The sequence below is a fragment of the Bacteroides sp. AM44-19 genome (genome assembly GCF_003603395.1).
Taxonomy (GTDB): Bacteria; Bacteroidota; Bacteroidia; order Bacteroidales; family Bacteroidaceae; genus Bacteroides; species Bacteroides uniformis.
In genome coordinates this window covers 15,442-35,556 of record NZ_QTNB01000006.1, presented here as the reverse complement: position 1 = coordinate 35,556, position 20,115 = coordinate 15,442, and the positions used below count along the sequence as shown (strand labels likewise).

20 protein-coding genes are annotated in these 20,115 nt (G+C 52.3%); 7 read left to right on the top strand and 13 right to left on the bottom strand.

The features are described from left to right. Window position 1: 1 nt before the first annotated feature. The 13 genes from DW947_RS10990 to DW947_RS10930 are packed head-to-tail and all read right to left on the bottom strand — an operon-like array spanning window position 2 to window position 13,453. Window positions 2-715 (bottom strand): hypothetical protein, encoded by a 714-nt coding sequence (locus DW947_RS10990; RefSeq protein ID WP_117911417.1) that lies wholly within the window; start codon window positions 713-715, stop codon window positions 2-4. A gap of 4 nt (window positions 716-719) precedes the next feature. Then, complete coding sequence (locus DW947_RS10985; protein WP_057280917.1) at window positions 720-1,025, bottom strand: hypothetical protein; 306 nt, start codon at window positions 1,023-1,025, stop codon at window positions 720-722. Window positions 1,026-1,037: 12 nt separating this feature from the next. Continuing rightward, window positions 1,038-4,733, bottom strand: coding sequence for a hypothetical protein (locus DW947_RS10980; RefSeq protein ID WP_230324584.1), 3,696 nt, complete (start codon window positions 4,731-4,733; stop codon window positions 1,038-1,040). A gap of 21 nt (window positions 4,734-4,754) precedes the next feature. Continuing rightward, on the bottom strand, window positions 4,755-5,219 hold the full coding sequence (locus tag DW947_RS10975; RefSeq protein WP_117921424.1) for a hypothetical protein: 465 nt from the start codon (window positions 5,217-5,219) through the stop codon (window positions 4,755-4,757). 1 nt (window position 5,220) lies between these two features. Beyond that, window positions 5,221-8,868, bottom strand: a complete 3,648-nt coding sequence (locus tag DW947_RS10970; RefSeq protein WP_119958511.1) for a viral A-type inclusion protein — start codon at window positions 8,866-8,868, stop codon at window positions 5,221-5,223. Then, window positions 8,865-9,071, bottom strand: coding sequence for a hypothetical protein (locus DW947_RS10965; protein WP_117911372.1), 207 nt, complete (start codon window positions 9,069-9,071; stop codon window positions 8,865-8,867). The genes DW947_RS10970 and DW947_RS10965 overlap by 4 nt, the downstream gene beginning before the upstream one ends. A 38-nt stretch (window positions 9,072-9,109) precedes the next feature. Beyond that, window positions 9,110-9,598 carry a hypothetical protein gene (locus tag DW947_RS10960; protein ID WP_119958510.1) on the bottom strand — a complete coding sequence of 163 codons (489 nt, stop codon included), beginning with the start codon at window positions 9,596-9,598 and terminating at the stop codon, window positions 9,110-9,112. Window positions 9,599-9,601: 3 nt separating this feature from the next. Beyond that, window positions 9,602-10,192 carry a hypothetical protein gene (locus DW947_RS10955; RefSeq protein WP_119958509.1) on the bottom strand — a complete coding sequence of 197 codons (591 nt, stop codon included), beginning with the start codon at window positions 10,190-10,192 and terminating at the stop codon, window positions 9,602-9,604. After that, window positions 10,189-10,539 (bottom strand): hypothetical protein, encoded by a 351-nt coding sequence (locus tag DW947_RS10950; RefSeq protein ID WP_243635082.1) that lies wholly within the window; start codon window positions 10,537-10,539, stop codon window positions 10,189-10,191. Before DW947_RS10950 ends, DW947_RS10955 begins: the two co-directional genes overlap by 4 nt. Continuing rightward, entirely contained in the window at window positions 10,481-10,957 is a 477-nt protein-coding gene (locus DW947_RS10945) for a hypothetical protein (RefSeq protein ID WP_117911366.1), read from the bottom strand. The genes DW947_RS10950 and DW947_RS10945 overlap by 59 nt, the downstream gene beginning before the upstream one ends. A 14-nt stretch (window positions 10,958-10,971) precedes the next feature. Continuing rightward, a complete protein-coding gene (locus tag DW947_RS10940; RefSeq protein ID WP_119958538.1) occupies window positions 10,972-11,436 on the bottom strand; it encodes an N-acetylmuramoyl-L-alanine amidase in 465 nt (154 codons plus the stop codon). A gap of 5 nt (window positions 11,437-11,441) precedes the next feature. Further along, window positions 11,442-12,482, bottom strand: coding sequence for a hypothetical protein (locus DW947_RS10935; RefSeq protein WP_196212488.1), 1,041 nt, complete (start codon window positions 12,480-12,482; stop codon window positions 11,442-11,444). A 35-nt stretch (window positions 12,483-12,517) separates the two neighbouring features. Continuing rightward, window positions 12,518-13,453 carry an HK97 family phage prohead protease gene (locus DW947_RS10930; protein ID WP_207805247.1) on the bottom strand — a complete coding sequence of 312 codons (936 nt, stop codon included), beginning with the start codon at window positions 13,451-13,453 and terminating at the stop codon, window positions 12,518-12,520. A 206-nt stretch (window positions 13,454-13,659) separates the two neighbouring features. On the opposite strand from DW947_RS10930, the gene DW947_RS10925 reads away from it, so the two are divergent. From DW947_RS10925 to DW947_RS10895, 7 genes are all read left to right on the top strand, one after another. Beyond that, window positions 13,660-14,124, top strand: coding sequence for a terminase gpP N-terminus-related DNA-binding protein (locus DW947_RS10925; protein WP_005798268.1), 465 nt, complete (start codon window positions 13,660-13,662; stop codon window positions 14,122-14,124). Window positions 14,125-14,131: 7 nt separating this feature from the next. Beyond that, window positions 14,132-15,691 carry a hypothetical protein gene (locus DW947_RS10920; RefSeq protein WP_119958506.1) on the top strand — a complete coding sequence of 520 codons (1,560 nt, stop codon included), beginning with the start codon at window positions 14,132-14,134 and terminating at the stop codon, window positions 15,689-15,691. 1 nt (window position 15,692) lies between these two features. Beyond that, window positions 15,693-15,923: a hypothetical protein gene (locus DW947_RS10915; protein WP_119958505.1), complete on the top strand. Its 231-nt coding sequence runs from the start codon at window positions 15,693-15,695 to the stop codon at window positions 15,921-15,923. A gap of 10 nt (window positions 15,924-15,933) precedes the next feature. Further along, complete coding sequence (locus DW947_RS10910; protein ID WP_119958504.1) at window positions 15,934-16,353, top strand: phage protein Gp36 family protein; 420 nt, start codon at window positions 15,934-15,936, stop codon at window positions 16,351-16,353. Between the two features lie 4 nt (window positions 16,354-16,357). Then, window positions 16,358-17,668, top strand: coding sequence for a DUF935 family protein (locus DW947_RS10905; protein ID WP_119958503.1), 1,311 nt, complete (start codon window positions 16,358-16,360; stop codon window positions 17,666-17,668). 689 nt (window positions 17,669-18,357) lie between these two features. Continuing rightward, a complete protein-coding gene (locus tag DW947_RS10900) occupies window positions 18,358-19,512 on the top strand; it encodes a phage minor head protein (RefSeq protein WP_119958537.1) in 1,155 nt (384 codons plus the stop codon). 97 nt (window positions 19,513-19,609) lie between these two features. Continuing rightward, entirely contained in the window at window positions 19,610-19,843 is a 234-nt protein-coding gene (locus tag DW947_RS10895; protein WP_008782246.1) for a hypothetical protein, read from the top strand. Window positions 19,844-20,115 lie beyond the last annotated feature (272 nt).

Here is a 20,115-nt window from a genome sequence, read left to right as displayed (position 1 = left end):
GTCACTCCTCCTCATAAATCAGATACAGCGTATTCTCATCCTTGTCCGGCAGTGCTTCGTAAGCATCCCCGCTCATCACCTCATGCCGGTAGGAAAGTAGTCTCAGGCGGCCTTCTGTTCCGGTATATACGGCATCGCCCAGCAGGTAAAGCTTGTCCGGCAGGATGGCTGTCCGGTCCGCATTCATGAACATGCCGGCAGGGGGTACTCCCGCCACGTCCCAGTCCCCGTACAGGGTGGAGTCCATGTGGTAGGCAAATTTCCCGGCACCGGCCACATACACCACGCTGCCGCCCGGCTTGGTACTTTTGTCAGGTAAAACGTTGCCTGTTTCCATCCATGATGAAAAGCGTACAGTAGCCCCGCCGACGGCTGCTGCCGTAGTCTGTTCCACCTTGGCAGCGGCATTTTCTGCCTTGGCTGCCGCTTCGTTGGCCTTGGTAGCGGCTTCCGTGGCGGCCTGGGTCTTTTCCTCCAGTCCGGCTACGGCTCCTTCCGCTTTCTTGGCGGCAGCCTCGGCACGGGCGGCGGCATCGCTCGCAGGTTTCCCTATCAGTTCCAGGGGGACGATCACCATCTTGCCGTCCTTCTCGCCGGGCAGTGATTTCACACCGTTCAGCGAGGTAACAGTTTCCAAATCCTCCACACCGGTAGAGGACTGGAGCACACGGTCCAGCACTTCCTGAACCATTTCTTCTTGCGTCATTTCTGCCATAAATCTATTCATCTATCAATTTTACGATCTGTGAATAACATCCTGGGGTTAGCCCGATTACAGACTCTTTTATAAGTATAGCATCCTCAGCACTGATGGATAAATCCCCGTTTGCCTGTATGAGACGCATGCACAATTCATACGAATGGATTTTACGGCTGCTATCCTTATTAGAATCACCGGATGATCGAGCACCCTCCCCATTAAAAAGGCATTGGGCTATAATATCTGTCATCAGCTGGACTTTTCCACCGACTATGAGGTCATTCCCTCTATAATCCTTAAACGTCTTGTTAAAATTCACCTTCATAACTATTCATTTTTATGACACGTTAATGATAATTCCATTCTGTACTTCTACTGTTTTACCCTTGAATCGCCCAGACCAACCATTTTGAGGAAGCATTTTATCAGCTTGTACCACACCACCACTCACCAGAATATTCCCGGAATGCACCAACACATCGCCATCGAAATATCCTGCTGAAAATGTATATTTGTCAGGATAAGTAGGCTTCTCACGACAACTTCCATAAATACCTGCTCCACCAAATGGAGCAATACCCATGATTGCATTACTAAAATTGTTTGCCTTAGCATAGATGCAGGTATCTCCGGTCCAATAGCCGTCATATCCCAATCGAATTTCAGCATCTCCATTACTCCAAAGCATACAATTCCTTTCAACTGTAAATGTTCCTACCTTTCCTCCGTCCTCAACAAATATTTTTCCATATACAGATGCATTCCGGCATTCCATGCTCCCGTCTTCCAGTATCTTGAAATTGCCGTTGGCTGTCACCAGTCCCTCCAGCTGTATATGGTCAGCGGTCAGCTTGATTTTGCTCACGGGCTTGCCGTATTCGTCCGTATCTTCCACACTGACCCCGATAAGGGCCACCTTGCCGCTGGCATCCTGGGCATACAGCCCGGCACCTTCCGGCTTCACCACCAGTCCGGTTTCTTTCAATGCTTCACCGTCCTTGTCAAATACCGCCGCTGAAATCTTCACCAGCCGGTCGCTCTGCTCGAACAGTGTGCGGTACTTATAGGCCAGTGCGTCTGCCTTGTTGGTAGAGAATACCAGCAGCGATATGTAAATCACGCCCGTAAACGACAGCTTGAAGTCTCCCGTACCGTTCCAAAGTCCGTCCAGCGTGAACATCTTCTCACCGCCCACGGGCAGGTCTTCTTCATGGCCGAACAGGTTGAAGTTCTCAAACCCGGTCTTGTCAGCACCCACAAATTCGATTTTCAGCCTTCCGGCCTTGATGACTCGGTAGCTGAACGACAGATACACCACGCCGGGAACCCGTTCACCCTGGCTGTTCGTCTGCCGGTACTCCGGTACCAGGCGGAAGTCTTTCAGCCTTTGCATGATGTAATTGTTCCGGATATAAGCATAAGGCACTTTGCCGTCGGTCCGTATCTCGACATGCCCGTCCGGCTTCGTTCCGTAAGGACCGCCGTTCGCCCAGATCCAGCGTCCGCCCAGGGTGAACAGCGTAGCCTTGCTGCCCGTCTTCCATTTGTCCATGCCGTCGGCAAAACTGCTGTTGTCCAGATAACTCTGGTCTTCGCGTATTTCCTTGCGCAAGCCTTCCACAGCTGAATGGATTTTGCCTTCGGTTATCTCAAAGCGTGTCAATATGTCCTCGCCGGTCATCAGCACAAACGTACCCTTCAGCCACACGTTGTCAGCATACAGACCGTTTCCCTTCGGTTGGTTGTCTGCCGGGAAAGCGCTGCTCCTGATGCCGTCCAGCTTACCCAGCCGACAGCGCAGGCAGCCGTTGAAGTTTTTGGCCTTCACACCGTCCAGGATGTCGATACGGGGCTGCCCGTCCTCCGTGGCCGCAATGGATATAAGGTTCTGCCGGAGCGGGTTTTCCGTGTTGCCCATCAGCACGCACTCATCGCCTACCTCCGGCTTCACCCCGCCAAACTCGCTTACCGGAACCAGCACCCCGCCGGCTATCACCGAGGCCACCTCCACCCAGTAGGATTTCAGCTTTGCCCCGCCTGTAACGGCACAGCGCATCAGGTCATGGGCCACAAAGCCCGATTCCTGCTCAAACAGGATGCGGTAGTTGTCACCCTGCTTCACCACGTCCTTGATCTTGCCGTTGGCTGCCGACACCACCAGCTGGCCGCACACGCTGCGCACCTGCTCAATCAGCAGTTCCAGCGCCACCAGACTTTGCCGGGCAGTCACTTTGTCCACCGTCAGGTTCGTCAGTCCCGTCAGCTGGTCAATCCACAGCTGCCAGCCCTCACCGGTCAGCCCGTCCACAAACTCCGTACTGCGCAGCAGTTCGCGGATCACGGCAGTCAGATACTCGGCATTGCCCTCACCGTCCACGCTGCCGCAGGGCTTGCCGCCGGTAGCCTCGCCGAAGGTCACACCCTTCAAAAAGCGGATGGGCTCTTTGGCTGTGTCCGGCTTGCTCTTATTCAGAAACTCTTTCTGGCTGCGCCGGGCGGAAAACAGGTTGTTGTCCGTGGGCAGCGTCTTGTCCCAGCTTCGTATGATGTCCGGAAGGGCAGCGCCTTCCGTCTTTGATTTCGTATAGCTTTTCAACGCACCGATGCTGTCCGTCACCTTGTCGAACTTGCCCACCTGCAGCGCATCGCTTATCTCGATGTCCATCTGTCCGGGTTCGTTCACCTTGCGGCTGATTTTGGTGATACGGCTCTGCCGGTAGCCTTTTTCAGGGAAATACTTCCGGCTCTCCAGCTTCACCCGTCTGCCCACAAACAGGTCGATGCCGTGCTCCTCCATATACACCGGGTCTGTCGGGGCTTTGTAGGCGGCAATGTCCAGCCAGTGGTCCCGGTTGTACTCCTCAACCGCTGCCGCAAATTCCTCTTCGGCCAGCCGGTAATACTCATCCGGCATCCGGATGTTCCACAGGATATAGGTGTCGCCGACGCGGGGCACCAGCTTGCCGCCCGGCAGCTGCGTGCCGTCATCATAGGGCCAGATGGTAATCAGTTCAAATTCCCTCGCCGCACTGTCGTAGTTCACCTCAAAGTAGTGGTCATCGCTTTCTCCCAGTCCGGCCAGGTCGCCCGTCTGGAACGACACACGCTTGGTCTCGCCGGCCAGCTCGTACAGGTTGGGGTCAAAGTTCAGCCCCCCGTCCCGGAAGTAATAGATGGTGAATTTGTTCCCTTCATCGTCCGTTACCTCCTCGCTGCGTACCGAGTTCACCGTACCCACCCGGTGGGGGAAGATGCCGCTGAAGGCTTCCTGCTCGTAATGGTCATAGATGCCATATTCCTCCACGCCCTGCTCGATGTACTTCTTTCCGCCGGGGAGCATCAATCTCGGGCTGCCGTATTTCTCCGCATCGATGTTGCGGGTCGAACCTACCGGGAACAGGCGGGTGTAGAATTTGGCCGTGTTGCTGGTGTCTCTTTCCAGCGAGGTCAGTCCCTTGCCGTACCCCAGGGCGATTTCTTCCCCGTGTTCGCAGCGGCACACGTTCACCGTCTGCCCCTCAACCCACCATTCCACCTTGCCGCCGGCTTTTTCGGCAATGGCTTTCAGCGCTTCGTCACAGTACATCCCCTCGTAGTCTATCGTGATCAGTTCTGCACCTTCCACCGTACCCACCTTCCAGTCGGTCGTGTGACCCATGCCGTCATTGATAGCCTTCACCACCAGCGCCACATGCTCGCGGGGCGTGGCCGTCAGGGTAAACAGGGGGTTGGTGTCCCCGTCCGTCGTCTCCAGCACCAGGAACCGCTTGATCAGGCTCTCCACGCCGTACAGCTTCAGGTCATAGTCCCACTCGCCCTCGTTCACCTGCTTCGGTGTGTAGCGTTCCGTCAGCCAGTACCGTTCGCCCAGATAGTCCGTGTAGTCGTTCACGTCCAGGGGCAGGAAGTCATAGTAGCTGAACGACAGGGAAAGCACATTGTCTCCCTGCACCTCCTTGCTTTGCGTCGAGCTGTCGTTCACGGCCACGTCCGCACGCTTGGTCCCGGCTTTGTCATATATCGTTAGAAGCATATTCTAATAGTGTTTGAATGGTTATATAATCGGTTTCGGTTCCCGGAACTTTACCCGGAACTTGCCGGCATGCACGCCTTCCCTCCACAGATAGGTCAGCGGGGTAAACTTCGTGCAGTCGGCATACTTCACCCGCAGCTGCAGGTCCAGCTGGGGGAAACGGATTTCCAGCCAGCCGTCCTTCCCTTGCTTCAGGAAATTCACAAAGGCAAAGTACTGCTTCATCCAGCCTGCCTGGGTCTTGTTGTACAGCGCAAAGTGCAGCGTCACGTCCCGCGCCTCGTTCTTGGGGTTAAGAACTGCAGAGTATTTCTCACCGTCCTCTTCCCGTATGTCCACGGCGGTATCCTTCTTGGCCTTGCTCGGGGTCAGGATGGCCGTCAGGTTCTCCATGCCGCCGCGCCGGTCTTCCACCAGGAACACGCCGTATTCCGTCCAGATGTCCGTGCCGTTCACCAGCACCAGTCCGCTCAGTATATTGCCCATATCACTTCACTTTTAGTCCGTCACGTATCATTTTCTTTATCACTTCCTTCAGTTCGCCCAGGTGTCCGGCGCTCACACCGGTGTTCTCGACTATCCGGGCCAGGTGGCCTTCGGCCGTGTCCATCTTCTCCACCACACTTTCCAGCCGGTCGTCCATGCTGCTCCAGTGCTGCAGCCCGCTGGTGAACATGCCCTCCAGCTTCGTACCCTGGTCCTGCGTCATGGCCGTAAAACCGCCCGCTTTCGCACTCTGGCTGGTGCCGCCGGCTTCGGTCTTGTCGTAGCCCGTGGCTGCCGCCAGGCTGTCACGCAGGGCAAGGGCTTCGTCCACATACTGCATGTACTCTTCGGTCAGCGCGTTCCGTTCCGCCTCGGTCAGTTCGTTGTCCTCCATCGCCTTGCCGAACTTCTCCCACCAGCCTTTCAACTTCTCGGAGTACATTTCCCCAATCTTGTTGCTTAGCATCGCCCGCATGAAGTACTCGGATATATCCTCCGCCGCATCCTTGGCACCGTACTTCATGTTCATCAGGTTGTCGATGAAGCTGCTGTACATCCCGTCGAATGAAATACCGGTCAGACCTTCATACAGCTGGTCGGTCAGTTCCTCCAGCTTGCCGGCCTGCGCTATGTAGTCATCCAGCTTCTCGGTCAGTCGCCCGCCGTAACCGCCCTTGCCGGTGTTCTGTATCTGCGTCCACATGTCCACGTTGCTGCGCAGCGCCTTCATCTCCTCCGGGCTCAGGCTCCACAGGTTCCCGTCCCACTGGCGGCCAATCTGTCCGCTCAGTTTGTCTATCTGTGCTTGGTTGAAACCGCCCCAGTAGTAGTTCCAGCTGTGGTGGCTACCGCTGTAGCGTGCCTGTTCCTGCGCTATCTGCAGATAGTTTGCATTCGTCTCTTTCTGGTATTTGTAAGCATCCCGGTAAGCTTCCACCGATTTTGTCCCCTTGCTTGCCTTGATGGTATCGGTCAGGTCTTCGATGGAAGTCTGCAGTTTCTCGTTCCGATCTGTAAGACGGTCAATAGCAGCCTGCACTTCCTTGGCGTTTCCGCCGATGCCAAACAGTTTGTTGAAACCTCCGAAAGACACCGTGTTCAGCAGTCCTCCGATACCTTTCACAAGGGAACCGCCTATCTGTTTGAACAGGTCTCCGCTGAGGATATTGTCGAGTATTCCGGTTATCGCATTGAAAATGGTGTCTATCAATGATGAGATAATCGGGCCGATACCGTCTTTCAGCAAATCCAGTATGGAGAGAATGGCCGATATAATCTGCCCGATGACTCCGGCACTTGACAGGGTCTCGGACATCTGACTGATGGCATCACCGACCTTGCCTCCGATATTCAGTTTTGAAAGACCGGTAAGCATGCTCTGGATTCCTTCAAATGATCCCTGCAAGGTTCCGCTTGCAAAACCGTGCAACCCGTCGGATACCATGTTCAACCCGTCAACCGTGTCCTGGGAGGCACTTTTCACCTCCCCGGCAAGCGCCTTCATTTCAGAGGTAGCGTTCAGGTATTCTTCGTCAGCTGAAACGCTGGACGATTGGGCCATTTGAAGAGCGATTTTGGTACGTTCTATTTCTGCCTGGTTACCGCTTTCAAGAGCCTTGTTGTAATCGGTCTGCGCCGCTTTTAACCGGGCGAATGCCGCTTCCTGCTGCAGTTCCGCATTTTGCACGCGTGTTACGGCATCCCCCAAAGCGTGCATCTGCGTTTGCAGCCGGGCAAAATCCAATGTCCCGTTGCCACCGGGGAGCATGCTTTGAATACGTTCAATGGCATCGTAAACGACCTGCTGGTCTGCGGCTCCCGTTTTTTTGAACTCATCCGTCTTGACATACTGTTTAAGTTCGCCAAGCAGGTTCTTCATCTGGTCTGCAAGCAGACCGGTCAAATCCCCGAACGCTGCTCCCCAGTCTATCTTCTGGGTAAGGGCTTCCATGTCCACTTTGTGCACAGCCGCATCACGCTGCTTCTCCAAAGTCAGCCTTTCGCCCTGGGACTGTGCCTTGCGGATTTTCTCGGCATATTCTTCAGCGATGGCCAGTTTCTGCTGCTGGAAGGTACCGTATTCCTTCAGATAGTCACGCATGGCTTCCGCCTCTTCCCTGTACACGTCCGTCTCCGCTTTTTTCCGGGACGCGGTGTTTGAGGCACGGGCTTTTTCAAGTTCATCCTGTTGCTCCCGGGTAAGGCCGTTATCTCCGGTGGAAAGGCCGGCTTCCTTGTTCTCACGCTTCCAGTCGGCTTCCTGCCGGTTTATCTCTTCTTTCCGGGCGTTATAGTCATATTCGATTTGTGCCAGTTTCTTTTCGGTACCGGCTTGCATACGGTCTATCTCTTCCTTCCGATTCTCGGCCTGCAGGGCGGCAAGATCCTGCGCCAGCCTGCGCTCTGTGGCAAGCCGTTGCCTGGCTTCCGCTTCCGGATTCTTCCCGGGCTGTTTGGGGTCAATGTGTCCGCCGATATTTCCTTTTTTGGCTGCTTCTGCCGCTTTCTTTACCTCTTCCTCCGCTTTTTTCAGATAACCGTCGCGTTTGTTTTCGGCATTTTTCAACAGTATGTCATAAGCTTCCTGATCATGTTTCTTGATGGCAGCCTGTGCGTCATAGAACTGCCCGGATTCTGCCATGCTTGACTGCATGATATATTGTCCCCATTTCCCGAAAAAACCCATGGCGCTTTCCGCCTCTTCCGGTTTCTGCGCCTTGATTTTATTCACCTCTTCATCGGCTTCTGCAGCTTTTTTTACAAGGTTCTGGACATTGGCCTGGTGCAGCAGGACCTGTACATAGTCCTCGCTCTTTTGGATAAGGGTATCATACCATTCGGAAAGTGTTTTATAATATCCGAAAGATTCCCCGTACTTGCGGTTCAGTTCCTCCACCTTCGCCTTTTCCTGTTCCTTGCTGCCGGTGAAGTTCTTTATCTCGTCGATGACCGATTTCAGTTCGAAGCGGGTACGCACCATCTGGGCACGGCCGTCCTTCTCTATCTCGGTCATTTCCTTGAGTGATATGTTGAATTCATCCACGCCTTTTTTGGCGCTGAACAAATCCTTCGTCCAATCCCAGATTTCATCACCGTACATTACCAGCAGCATGATGCCGGTGGTCATAGCCGTCTGCCAGGAAAAGAGTGAGGACAGAACCTGCTTCCATACCGGTGTGCCTTTCTTGCCGGACTTCTGCAGCTCATCGTATTCTTTCCGGGCACGGGCCAACTCATCGGTAAAAATCGGCAGGTTGTTGGATATGGCCAGGAAGAACATCTGCGGCCCCATGGCCAAGGAAGGCATTTCACGCGCCATCTGCTGGATACTGTTGTGCAGACCATTGAACTGGCGCTGTGCATTAGGCATATCTGCAGGGGTGACCTGCACGGATTCCGATTCCTCCTGCAGCAGTTTCAACTGGCTCCGCAATTCCTCAAGCTGCTTCTCCAGTGCATGGATCTGCGCGATATTGGCACTCTGGTCCAGATTGGGGGCGGCCGTCTCCCCAGCAAGGCGCAGCCTTTCCAGTTCAGCCTCCAGCAGCCTGACGGTATTACGCAGTTCCAGCGCCTCACGCTCGGCCTTGTTCATGCCGGGCGTAAGTTTATCCTTCATCAAAAATTCAACTTCTACAGGTTTACTCATTCCAGTTTGCTTTGAAAAAATCCTACTATATCGTTCGCCTCATCCTCGGCACTGCGCTCCGGGTGGCTGTCACACTTACCGCTGCCTCCCTTCTGCCGAACATATCGCGGAGCGTCGCTCAGCATCAGTATCAAGGTCTGGTAGTTCACACCGTCCAGAATGTAGTCCACACTCCAGCCCGTTGCCGATGCTATCTGCCACACGAAACCGAAAGGGCTATGGGAACCCTCATACCGGGTTCTTAACTCCCCATCCTTGCCTGGCTCAGTCTCGGGGTCATCGGGTTCGCCCGCGCCGCCGAGCTGATAATACGCATAAAATCCTTCGTGCCCATCAGCCGTTCAAACGTTCGGAACAGCGCCATCAGATACTTCCACTCCACAAAGTTCCGAAGCACCCATGCCGTCACACCGATACCCACATGTCGCGACACATAGCCCCGGCACACCGTATAGGCCAGCAGTCGGCTCACAGCCTTGCCATGTTCCGCTACAAAGGCCAGTTCCTCGGTCTTGCCCTTCGGCTGCCAGCCAGGTTCAACACCCATCTTCAGGTATTCCCTCGCCAGCAGAATCTGCCCGCGCAGGCTCGGACGCTTCATCGTCACACGCACCTCCAGCGGGCGTTTCAGCCATGGGAGCTTCCACCTTTTAAGAGGAACGGACACGCCGCTGTCCAGCAGCGCATCCGCACACTCCATTTCTATCAGTTGTTCCAGCCGGTCAGCCATACACTATCCCTCCTTGCTTGTAGCCTCCTCACTTTGAACCGAGGCAGCAGCCGCTGCTCCCGCTGCAGGCAGCTTGTGCTCTCCCCACTCTTCGGGCAAGGTTTTCGAGTCAAACACGCCGTAGGGCTGCGAACCGTCCTCCGGCATAGCCACCTCCAACGTACATTCTATCTTGGCCGTTTCCGTAAGCGTCAGCTTACCGCCCAGGTTGCTCAGCAGCGTGCCGTTTGGTATCAGGATGCTCCGTCCGCTCACCAGTTCCAGTTCAAATGGACCTTGCATCAGCAGGGCGGCTTGTGGGGCGGTCCAGCCTATTGGGTTCTTCTTCTCGGTGTCTTCTTTCGCATAGTGCAGCGTACCGCCCAGCATGGCATGCAGGTTCTTGTAGTCCGTCTGGATTACGTTGAATGTGGGGGCGATGCTGCCATTGCTCTGCGGAATGATCAGCACGGGGGCACCCGGTGCCTGTTCCGCCTCAATCTTTGCGGCTTCGGCCTTCTGCCCGTTCAGGTCAAACGAGCCTTTTTCAATATAGCCTATCACGAAGTCATTGTATTTCACGGCACCGATACCGTACATAAAATTCTTGTTCATCGTTTATAAAGTTTGATGGTTAATAACACACCGGCCAATAAGCCGGCCAATACACCTTTCATAAACGTCCGCATCCGGTTCGGAGGGCGTTTTTCTTCTATTTGAACGTCATTCGAAGTTTCGTTCCTGGTCTCGCTCCGGATGCGTGTCAGCTCTTCTTCATACCACAGCACCAGCTGCTGCAGACTGTCGCACGAGGCTTCGGCCACAAGGTTTCCCTTGCCGTCACTGCCTACGGTCAGGTTGGCCTGTCCGCTCTTGCCACGGTACACGGCACCTTCAGGAAGCTTACGGAGGCTGTCCGCCGGTATAGTCAGCTTCACCGAACTCGCCGGTATCCCCGCCATCACCAGTCCCGCCCGTCGACTTCCGCTCACGCTGTCGGCGCTTGCCGTTTCCGTCTGGACTTCCCGGTTCATGCTCTTTCGGTGACTCGCGCAACCTGTCAAGCACAGGGCAATCGTCACGATGAGGACAGTTTCCGGCTGTATCAATAGCTTTTCTAAGACGGGCCATCTCGCGCGTATTGCGGGCCAGTTCTTTCTTTGTTTCACAAAATTCATCTTTTAGAGGTTTTACAATATTTTCCATCAAAATGCGGGTGGCATGTTCGGCGTTATCTATGCGCATGGCCTCTGCACCGGCCTCGGCCTTCATCGCTTCCGCTTTCGCTTTTCTCACAGTAGCCCGCAAGGAGCCAATGGTCGCCACCGTACCAACCAGGCCGCCGCCAAGGATAATGTTCATAAATTCGCTCAAGTCCATACCACCCGGTTTTATTATTGATTAATACCTATTTCTTTCAACCATTCCTGCACATCGAAGCTCGGACAGGCTTTCGCTGCCAGTTCGTTGTGTCCTACAATGCGTACATCAGGGAATTTCCGATGAAAATCCTTCACATACTTCTCCAGTGCCTTTTTCTGGCAGCCAGTGCGGGTGTCTTTCGGGGTCTTACCGTCTTTTCCCACGCCTCCGGCATACACGATGTGACGGCTTACACTGTTATATCCCTTGGCTCCGTTGGTCACTTCCCAAGGGTCCACCTGTGCATCCTCATTGTTTTCTACCAGACGTTCCACGCCTCCGTTCAAGTGGAACAGGTCGGTATAGCCAACCTGCTTCCATCCTCTTCCTCCCTGGGCAACCGGAGAAGTATGCCATTTGCGGATGTCCGCCGATGATACCTCACGCCCCTCCGGAGTTGCTGTACAGTGAATTACCAAATACTTCAACTTTCCCATAATTATCATGCTTGATAGCCGCTCATCATTACCACTCCGGCATCCTCTTTCTTGGGCATACAGATGAAGTAATGGCGGAAGTTAATCAGATTACGCTGATTCAACGGGTCGTTCTTTGACTCGGAATAATACATCTTGGTAGAACCGGTTGCCTTGAAAACCCGCTGTTTGTAGAAGGCAAACGAACACGGGAATTCACCGGCTTCTGCCGTTGTACCCAATGCCTTCTTCACCCCAGCTGTAGTATAAAGCGGGTTGTTGCCGTACTCATAGATTTCAAAGCCATAAAGGTTACCTACCTTGCCGCTGTTGCGGTCAATGTTGTACTGTTCACGGAATGCCTGGCTGGTCAGCAGCAGGTCATTCACATGGTCGGGACAAAGCACCAGTCTTCGACCGTCTGACGGTACGCGCAGGTTGTCAAGGGCACGCTTCATTTCTACAAGGTCATTCACGGTAAGGCGCAGACGGTTTGTAGCTGGATCTTTCTCGCCGGTAGTCTTAAGCACCGGAGTGGTTTCCGTATTTTTGTTCGCACAAAGCGCATGGGCTGCCTTGGTGAACTTCGCATCATTGATGCTGTTGGCATGTCCCTCTTTCACACGGGCGGTCTTGTCATAGCTGATTGCATAAAGCTCATCGTCTGTAATCGGCGTGGCCTTGGTCTGGAATTTGTCCAGCTTGATGGCAATATCCTTGTCCTCCAATGCCTGCACATCAATCGGATAGGTTTTGTTGTTAATCAAGACATCCGGATCTACACCAACTTCTACCAGATGAATCACATCGTTGTTCACGATACTGCTTTGGTCGGGGATTCCCGCCAGCCAGGTTCCTTCCAGTCCGGCACGAAGCACCTTGACAAGTTCCCCTGTCCAGATTTCCGTATAAACCCCTTCACGGAGTATTGAAGCACTCTGCGGGGTCATTCCCATAAAGGCTGCCACCGCATTCATTCCCACAGCTCCGGCCACCGGAGAGAATCCCAATACCGAAGCACACACGACACCTGTCAGCGTATTGAACAGAAGTGCCGTCAAAAGCATTACAATTTTTCCCATTTTCTTCATTTTAAAGGTTTTCAAATTTCACAGGTCATGCCGTATTCAGCCTTGTACAGGCGCTTGTACTCCTCTGGGTTATGCTCGCGCATTTCAAGCAGCGCATCACTCGGGACATCGCTCAGTTTGGCATAGGTGGACGGCTGTGCCTGCTGCTTGCCGCCCTGATAGCTCAATACAGTGGAAATCTTCACCTGGGGCTGCATGGCATCAAGCACATTCTTCAGTTCATCGACACCAACCTTCTTGCCAAGTTCGATAAACTGTATCTTCTTGTCTTCTCCCAGACGCTTTTCCACCACTGCCTTTTCTACAAGACCAGTGATACGGGCCAAAGTCAGCTTCCCGTTTTCTTGCTTCAGGGAATCATTCTCAGCCTTGGCTGCTTTCAGTTCATTTAAGGCTTGATTAACATCAGCCTCCGTTGCCGTTTCCGGCAGCCCCAATTGAAGGGCCAAAAGTTTCAGTTCCATTTCTTCTGTTGTTTTTTGGTTATTGATTAGTGGCAAAGGACAATCACCATCCTTTCCCAATGTGATTTGTTTTCCATCCTTCATCAGTACGATGGCATCATCATTGGAACCTACATCCACCAGTGATACCTCATACAGCTTGCTTTTGGTTATTGTCGGGCTGGTCTGCCCCTGCAGCAAATGTTCGGGCTGGTCACTCAGTTCCAGAATGTCTATTCCGGCACTCACCATTCTCAGGCTGCCGAATTCAAACTGTTTCTTGCATCTTTTACTGAGGTCGGTCGCTCCGTCAAACACCAGTTCCCCGGTTACTTCACCATCCTCTACCCGAAGGTCCTTCACATAACCAATCACGTTTCCGCGTTGGTGCATGTACAGCAGTACCGGGTTTCGGCAATACTGCTCCACACTCATGCCCGATGTCAGCACACGGCTTCCGTAGCTGTTCAGGCTGTCGTTTGAAATTCTTACACGTTTACTCATTTTCTCATGCCACGCCTTTATGCATTGGCGCTGCAATATTACAGAGCACTTACCGGGAAGCCAAAAAAGTGTGCAATGGTTGCACACTTCTATGAAACCGTTGCACATTATTTTGGCTGCAAGCTGATAAGCGGACAACTTTGCGAATAAATCGGGCAGGTGCAAGGGACTCCGAAGCCTGCCTTTAACCCTATATTCTTTATTATATGACAAAGGCAGAAATCGAAAAGAAAAAATCTCTTGCACGCTCACTGTTCCTTTCCGGCATGGAACAGACTGAAATTGCGGAGAAAGTGGACGTGTCACGCGTCACCATCTCAAAATGGTGCACGGCTGACGGATGGAAAGAGGCAAGGGCGGCAAAGAACGTCACCCGGCCGGAACTGGTGAACAAACTCCTGCTCACCATTGATACACTCATTACTCAAGTCAACGAATCGAACGACCCTGCACTTGTAGCCGGTCTCGGGGACAAACTGGCCAAACTTTCGGCAGTGATTGAAAAGTTAGACAAGAAGGCCAACGTAGTGGATGTCATTGAAGTGTTCATGGCATTCTCCAAATGGATTGAATACCGTTCAACCATCGACCCGGAAGTGACTCCGGAACTGGTCAGGGCAATCAATAAGTACCAGGATCTGTATATCACCGAACAGATGGGCATAAAATAAAACGGCTATGGCAACAGCAGCGGAAAAGAAACAGGCATACGAACAGTGGAAGGAACACTGTAAAAGAGTGCAGTCCATCACGGATACGGCTTTGCTCGCGGGCGAGACACCGGCACAAAAGGACAGGCGTATTCTGCGCCTACAAGGTAACTATGCTGCGTTCTGTGAATATTACTTTCCCCACTTCCTCACCTTGCGTGACAAAACCACCGGAGAAGTCATACGCACCATCCACAATGCACCGTTCCACAATGCGGCAGCGGCTAAAGTAAAAGGCACACCCAACCTGAAGGCGGTGTTCATGTGGCCGCGTGGCCATGCCAAGTCCACACACATGGACATTTTTGTTCCGCTGTGGCTGATGTTCCAGCCCAAACGGCTCATCAACTTCATGGTGGTGGTCGGCAAAAGTGAGGACTCAGCCACGCGCCTACTGGGAGATATTCAGGCAGAACTGGAGCATAACCAGCGCATCATTGCCGACTTCGGCAAGCAGCAGGGGAATACCTCCTGGCAGGATGGGGAGTTCAAGGCGGCCAACGGGGTGAAATTCCTGGCTTGCGGACGCGGACAGTCTCCGCGTGGTCTGCGCGACCGGGAAGCACGTCCGGACTACATCGTCATCGATGACTTGGATGACGACGAACTGTGCCGCAATGAGAAACGGGTGCATGACATTACAGACTGGGTAAAAGAAGCCCTTTTTGGTGCACTGGATGTGGGCCGGGGACGCTTTATCATGGTCGGGAACCTCATTTCTAAAAACTCGGTGCTGGCCAATCTCACCAAGACAAAAGGGGTGCATGTATCTGTCATCAAGGCAATAGACAAGAACGGAGAACCGGTATGGCGCGAAAAATGGACGAAAGAAGAGGCGCAGGAATACAGGGATTTTGTAGGCTACCGGGCATGGGAAAAGGAGATGATGCACAACCCCATCGTGGACGGCACTATCTTCCGGGCAGACTGGATTCGTTACAAGAAACTGCCCAGACTGCCCAAGTATGAAATGCTGGTCTGCTATACCGACCCCTCTTTCAAATCGACCACTTCCAACGACTACAAGGCTTGCCGCCTTTGGGGCAAGATTGGGAAGGAACTGCACCTTATAGACTGTTACGTCCGGCAGGATACCGTTTCCGGAATGGTACGGTGGCTTTACGACCTCTACGAGCGTACACGTGATACGGCAGCCGTCCAGTTCTTTATGGAAGCGAACTTCATGCAGGATGTCATTCTGGATGAGTTTGAGGCAGAAGGGAATCTGCGTGGATACCAACTGCCCATCATGCCGGACAAACGAAAGAAACCGGACAAGCTCCAGCGCATCGAAGCGGTGTCACCATTATGGGAACGCGGTTTCGTATTCTACAATGAGAAGTTGAAAGAATCGCCGGATATGCAGACCGGAATCGAACAGACCTTGGCACTGGAGCGTGGCAGCCGTATTCACGATGATGCACCGGATGCCGACGAGGGAGCCATCTGGATGCTGCAGCGCAATTCAAGGCAGGAGAGTTTTCAACCGGTGTTCGGTAAAAGGCCGACCGCCAAAAATATATGGTAACATGATACAGCTGATTAAAAGAATGATTTTTGCATGGCGCTATAAACGTGCCGTTGCCCGTGCTTGCAAGTATGCCAAGCTTTACGGAAGAAAGTACTATGTCCTGTATATGGGCGGCAAACTGAAAGTTGTCCCCAAAAGGAATATCTGCGAACTGATTCACCACCACCGTTTCCGCAAGGGAACCACTATCCGGGATATAGAAAAAATGGCATTGTTCATCACTAAATAAAAGTAAAGTCATGTTCATTACAGAAGAAGATTACAAAGTTGTCATCGGCGACAACGCATTGAAGGTCATCTCTCAGGTAAGCCCCAAAAACCGTGCCGATGCGGAAACGGTGGCTTTGGAGGAAATATCCGGCTATCTGCGTTCGAAATACGACTGTACGGCCATTTTCTCTGCACAGGATGAACAGCGTAACAAGCTCATCGTAACGTACGCCTGCGACATCGCACTCTATCACATGAGCGCGTCAGTTCCGCAGAAAATGGGAAGCGAGGTGCGCAAGGAACGCTACGAGCGTGCAATAAAAATGCTCGAGGGGATACAGGCCGGAAAAATTGTCCCTGATCTGCCTTTGGCTGTCGGAGAAGATGGGCTTCCGTCCGGAAATTCATTTGTTTACAGCTGTCAGAAGCAGCTTCATCATAACTGGTAGGACTATGGATATTAAAGACTTTTTCAACGGTATGTTTTCCAATAAACCGAAAAACGTACTGCAAACGCCATACGGCAATTTTAATCTGGCCAAGGGGAAAGACATCAAGCGGGTGCAGAAAATGGTCATCGACCTGCAACGCACCACTGATGCACTCACCCGGAAGGACATCAAGAACTGGCGCGATGCCTGGCAGTATGCCATCAATGTGGACAGCCCCAGCCGCCAGCGCCTGTACGACATCTACCGGGACGCGGAAATAGACCTTCACCTCTCCGGGTGTGTGGAGCAGCGCAGAGGTTTTGTCATGGCGCGTTCTTTCAAAATCGTGGATATGAAAGGGGATGAGAACGAAGAAGCGGTTCACTTCTTTGACCAGTCCTGGTTCAAGCAGCTCATGCGCTATGCACTTGATTCAATCTACTGGGGACATTCGCTCATCGAATTGGGCGATCTTTGCACTGACGGCGACGGCTGCATCTGTTATTCGGATGTTAAGCTTATTCCGCGCAAACATGTCATTCCTGAGTACGGACGTGTCATAACCGACCTCGGGCAGGACTGGACTACCGGTATAGATTACCGCCAGCCTCCTTTTTCCGACTGGCTCATTGAGGCAGGCAGACCCGACGACCTCGGGCTGTATCTCAAGGCAGCTTCACAGACTATCCCCAAAAAGAACATGCTGGCCTTTTGGGACACCTTCGGGGAAATATTCGGAATGCCCATGCGTATAGCACGCACCACTTCGCGCGATCAGAAAGAGATTGACCGTCTCGACCAAATGCTGCGTGAAGCCGGAACCGCCCTCTCCATGGTGGCAGGAATGGAAACCGAAATCGAATTTGTGGAAAGCGGCAAGGGAGATGCATTCAATGTCTATGACAAGCGCATCGATCGGGCCAACTCCGAACTGTCTAAGCTTATCATCGGGCAGACGATGACCATCGAGGACGGAAGCAGCCTCTCACAGTCTGAAACGCACCTTGAAGTGTTCCAGAACCTCGTGGAAAGCGACTGTGATATGCTTCGGGATATAGTGAACAACCAGCTCATTCCGCGAATGGTGCGCCACGGGTTCCCTGTCAAAGGGCTGCGCTTTGATTGGGACTACTCCATTGACTACACACCCGAACAGCAGAAAGCCTACGAAGAAATGGTACTGCAGCACTACAAGGTGAAGCCTCAGTACTTTGAGGAAAAATACGGCATTCCGTGCGAGGAGAAGGAGCAGAAGGAAGAGCCGGACCCGACAGATCCGAAAAAAAAGAAAGACGGCAAACCGGCTGAAACGCTGTCCCGTTTTTTCGACTGAGCCCCGATGATTATTCGGGGCTGCACCAGCGATATTCCCGATTGTTGGAAAACAGGAAGCCCATCCTGCAGGCGGGAAAAACGGAGGACATCGAAAAAATGGCCAAGGAATGGGCTTCAATAATCAAGAACAAAGAAGCCAGAAAAGATGCGGAAGATGCAGCCCGTATTATCCTGGAACATGGCATCAAGCTTCCCAGACTGCTTAAAAAGAAAGGAGGAAAAACTTCCGGAGCAGAATACCGGGCACCCATGTTCGAGGGTGATGACGGTATTCTGTATTTCAACGAACTCCGTGAACGAGACTACAAATCGTACAAGGAAAAGAAAATGCAGTACCGCTCAGGTGCACAGGATAACACATTCCTTCATGAACTCGGTCACCACATCGATGCGCTGCTGGAGCCCAAAGCTTACAGCATGGTAGAGCACCAGTGGAACATGGAGAAGGTGAACAGGGAACTTATCGAAAAGGAACTGTCCAGATATGCCCTGGAGAACCGGGCCGAGTTTGAAGCCGAGCTGATCAGCGCAACACTCAGGGGGAAAACATTCTCCAAAGAACTGCTGTCATATTCCAATCTGCATAATCCGGAGCAGAATGAAGGAATAGCAAAAACCTTGCTGCAGTATGCATCCGGAAAAGATATATGCACACCGGTTGACCTGGTACGTGAAAAGTTCGAACGCATGATGAAGGTACTGTTCCGGCAGGAAGGGGCAAGTCTTGAAATAGGTATTCTGGCATCCGAAGAAGCGCAGGATTTTATAGAGACTCATTCTTCTGTCCTGAACGGATCATTCCGGCAGGTGGAAATGTCCGAGGCCATGCGCAAGCGGCTGGAGCGCTCCAACTATGTATTCTCCGGCTTGAAGACCTTCCATGAACTGAATGAAGCCTTTCCCTCCTTGTTGGATGAGAACGGCAATAGAAAGACGTTCGAACGCTTTTTGAATGATGTCCGGAAGATCGACGAAACATACAATTCAAACTATCTACGGGCTGAATTTAACTTCGTACAGGCTTCAGCTGAAATGGCGGCCAAATGGGAACGGTTCATGCAGGACGGCGACCGCTATTATCTGCAGTACCGCACGGCCGGGGATGCAAAGGTACGTCCCACCCATGCGGAGATGGCCGGCATTACACTCCCGGCTTCAGACCCGTTCTGGGAAGAATTCTATCCGCCTAACGGATGGGGCTGCCGCTGTTCCGTAGTCCAGGTACGCAAATCCAAGTATCCGACTACGGATCATGAAGAGGCTATGGCAAGAGGAGAGTCAGCTTTGGAACTTGACAAGAAAGGTATGTTCCGGTTCAATGCAGGCATGGAACAAAAGACGATGCCCGACTATAACCCATACACCATCAAACGGTGTAAGGATTGCGATATGAGCAACGGAAAGATGGAACTGGTCTTCGTTCCGGAAAATGAATTGTGCGCTGCATGTAAACTGGTTCGGGAATTAGCAAAAACCGATGCAAAACAAACACGTGCAGCAGCCAAGCCATTACAAGGAACTATTATCCGTAATACACATTTTCATCATGATGTGAATATTACAGGTACCTCTATTAGAGAATGGACTAATCAACCGCACAAACATTTCAAAGCCAAAAATCAAATGCTGCTGGACATAAACAATGTGTTTTCAAATGCAGCATACCTTGGCACAACAGATAACCATAAAGGTATCAAACGTGTCGTACAGTCACACATTTTTGAAGTGGAAGTGAGTGGAGAAAAAAATTTGCTGATTGTCCGTGAATATGATTGGGGAGAATATGTGCTGCATAGTATATCGGATAGTCCGGAACTTTACAACAAGATAAAAAAAGAATAGCAAAAGAAGCAATCTTCCGGAACTACAATCCGGCACTGGACTTCTAATGCTATTCCTCACTGCAAATATACAAAACAATTTTCAAAAACAACTCATTATGAACAAAATTATCGAATTTCTCAAACAAAGCAACCGCTATAAGCACCTTATTGGCGGCCTTCTTGTAGGATTTGCCGCCCTCAATCCGTGGACGGCTCTGTATGCATCCATTATCGCTGCCTCCTGTCTGGAACTCAAAGACAAACTGAAAGGAGGACTTTGGGACTGGATAGACTGGTCTCTTACCGTCATCGGCGGCATATTGTCGGCCCTATTTTGGTGGATAGTGTAATGCTTTAGTTCATTTTGCCTGTTAAATCAGTAACTTTGTACCCGGCGGAGCTTCCCGATAGTCCGTGTGGTCTATCGCGGGTACAACAATGCGAACGCGAATGGCGGTGTGTCGAATGCGAATGCGAATAACGATGCTTCGAACACGAATGCGAATGTCGGCTCGCGTCTGGAAATCTAATTAATCGGCGTACAGCACCGGGGACGTGTCCCCAATGCAGTGCCGAGGGAAGCAAGCCACAGCAACAGCACCCATTAGGGTGGAAAGCTGAA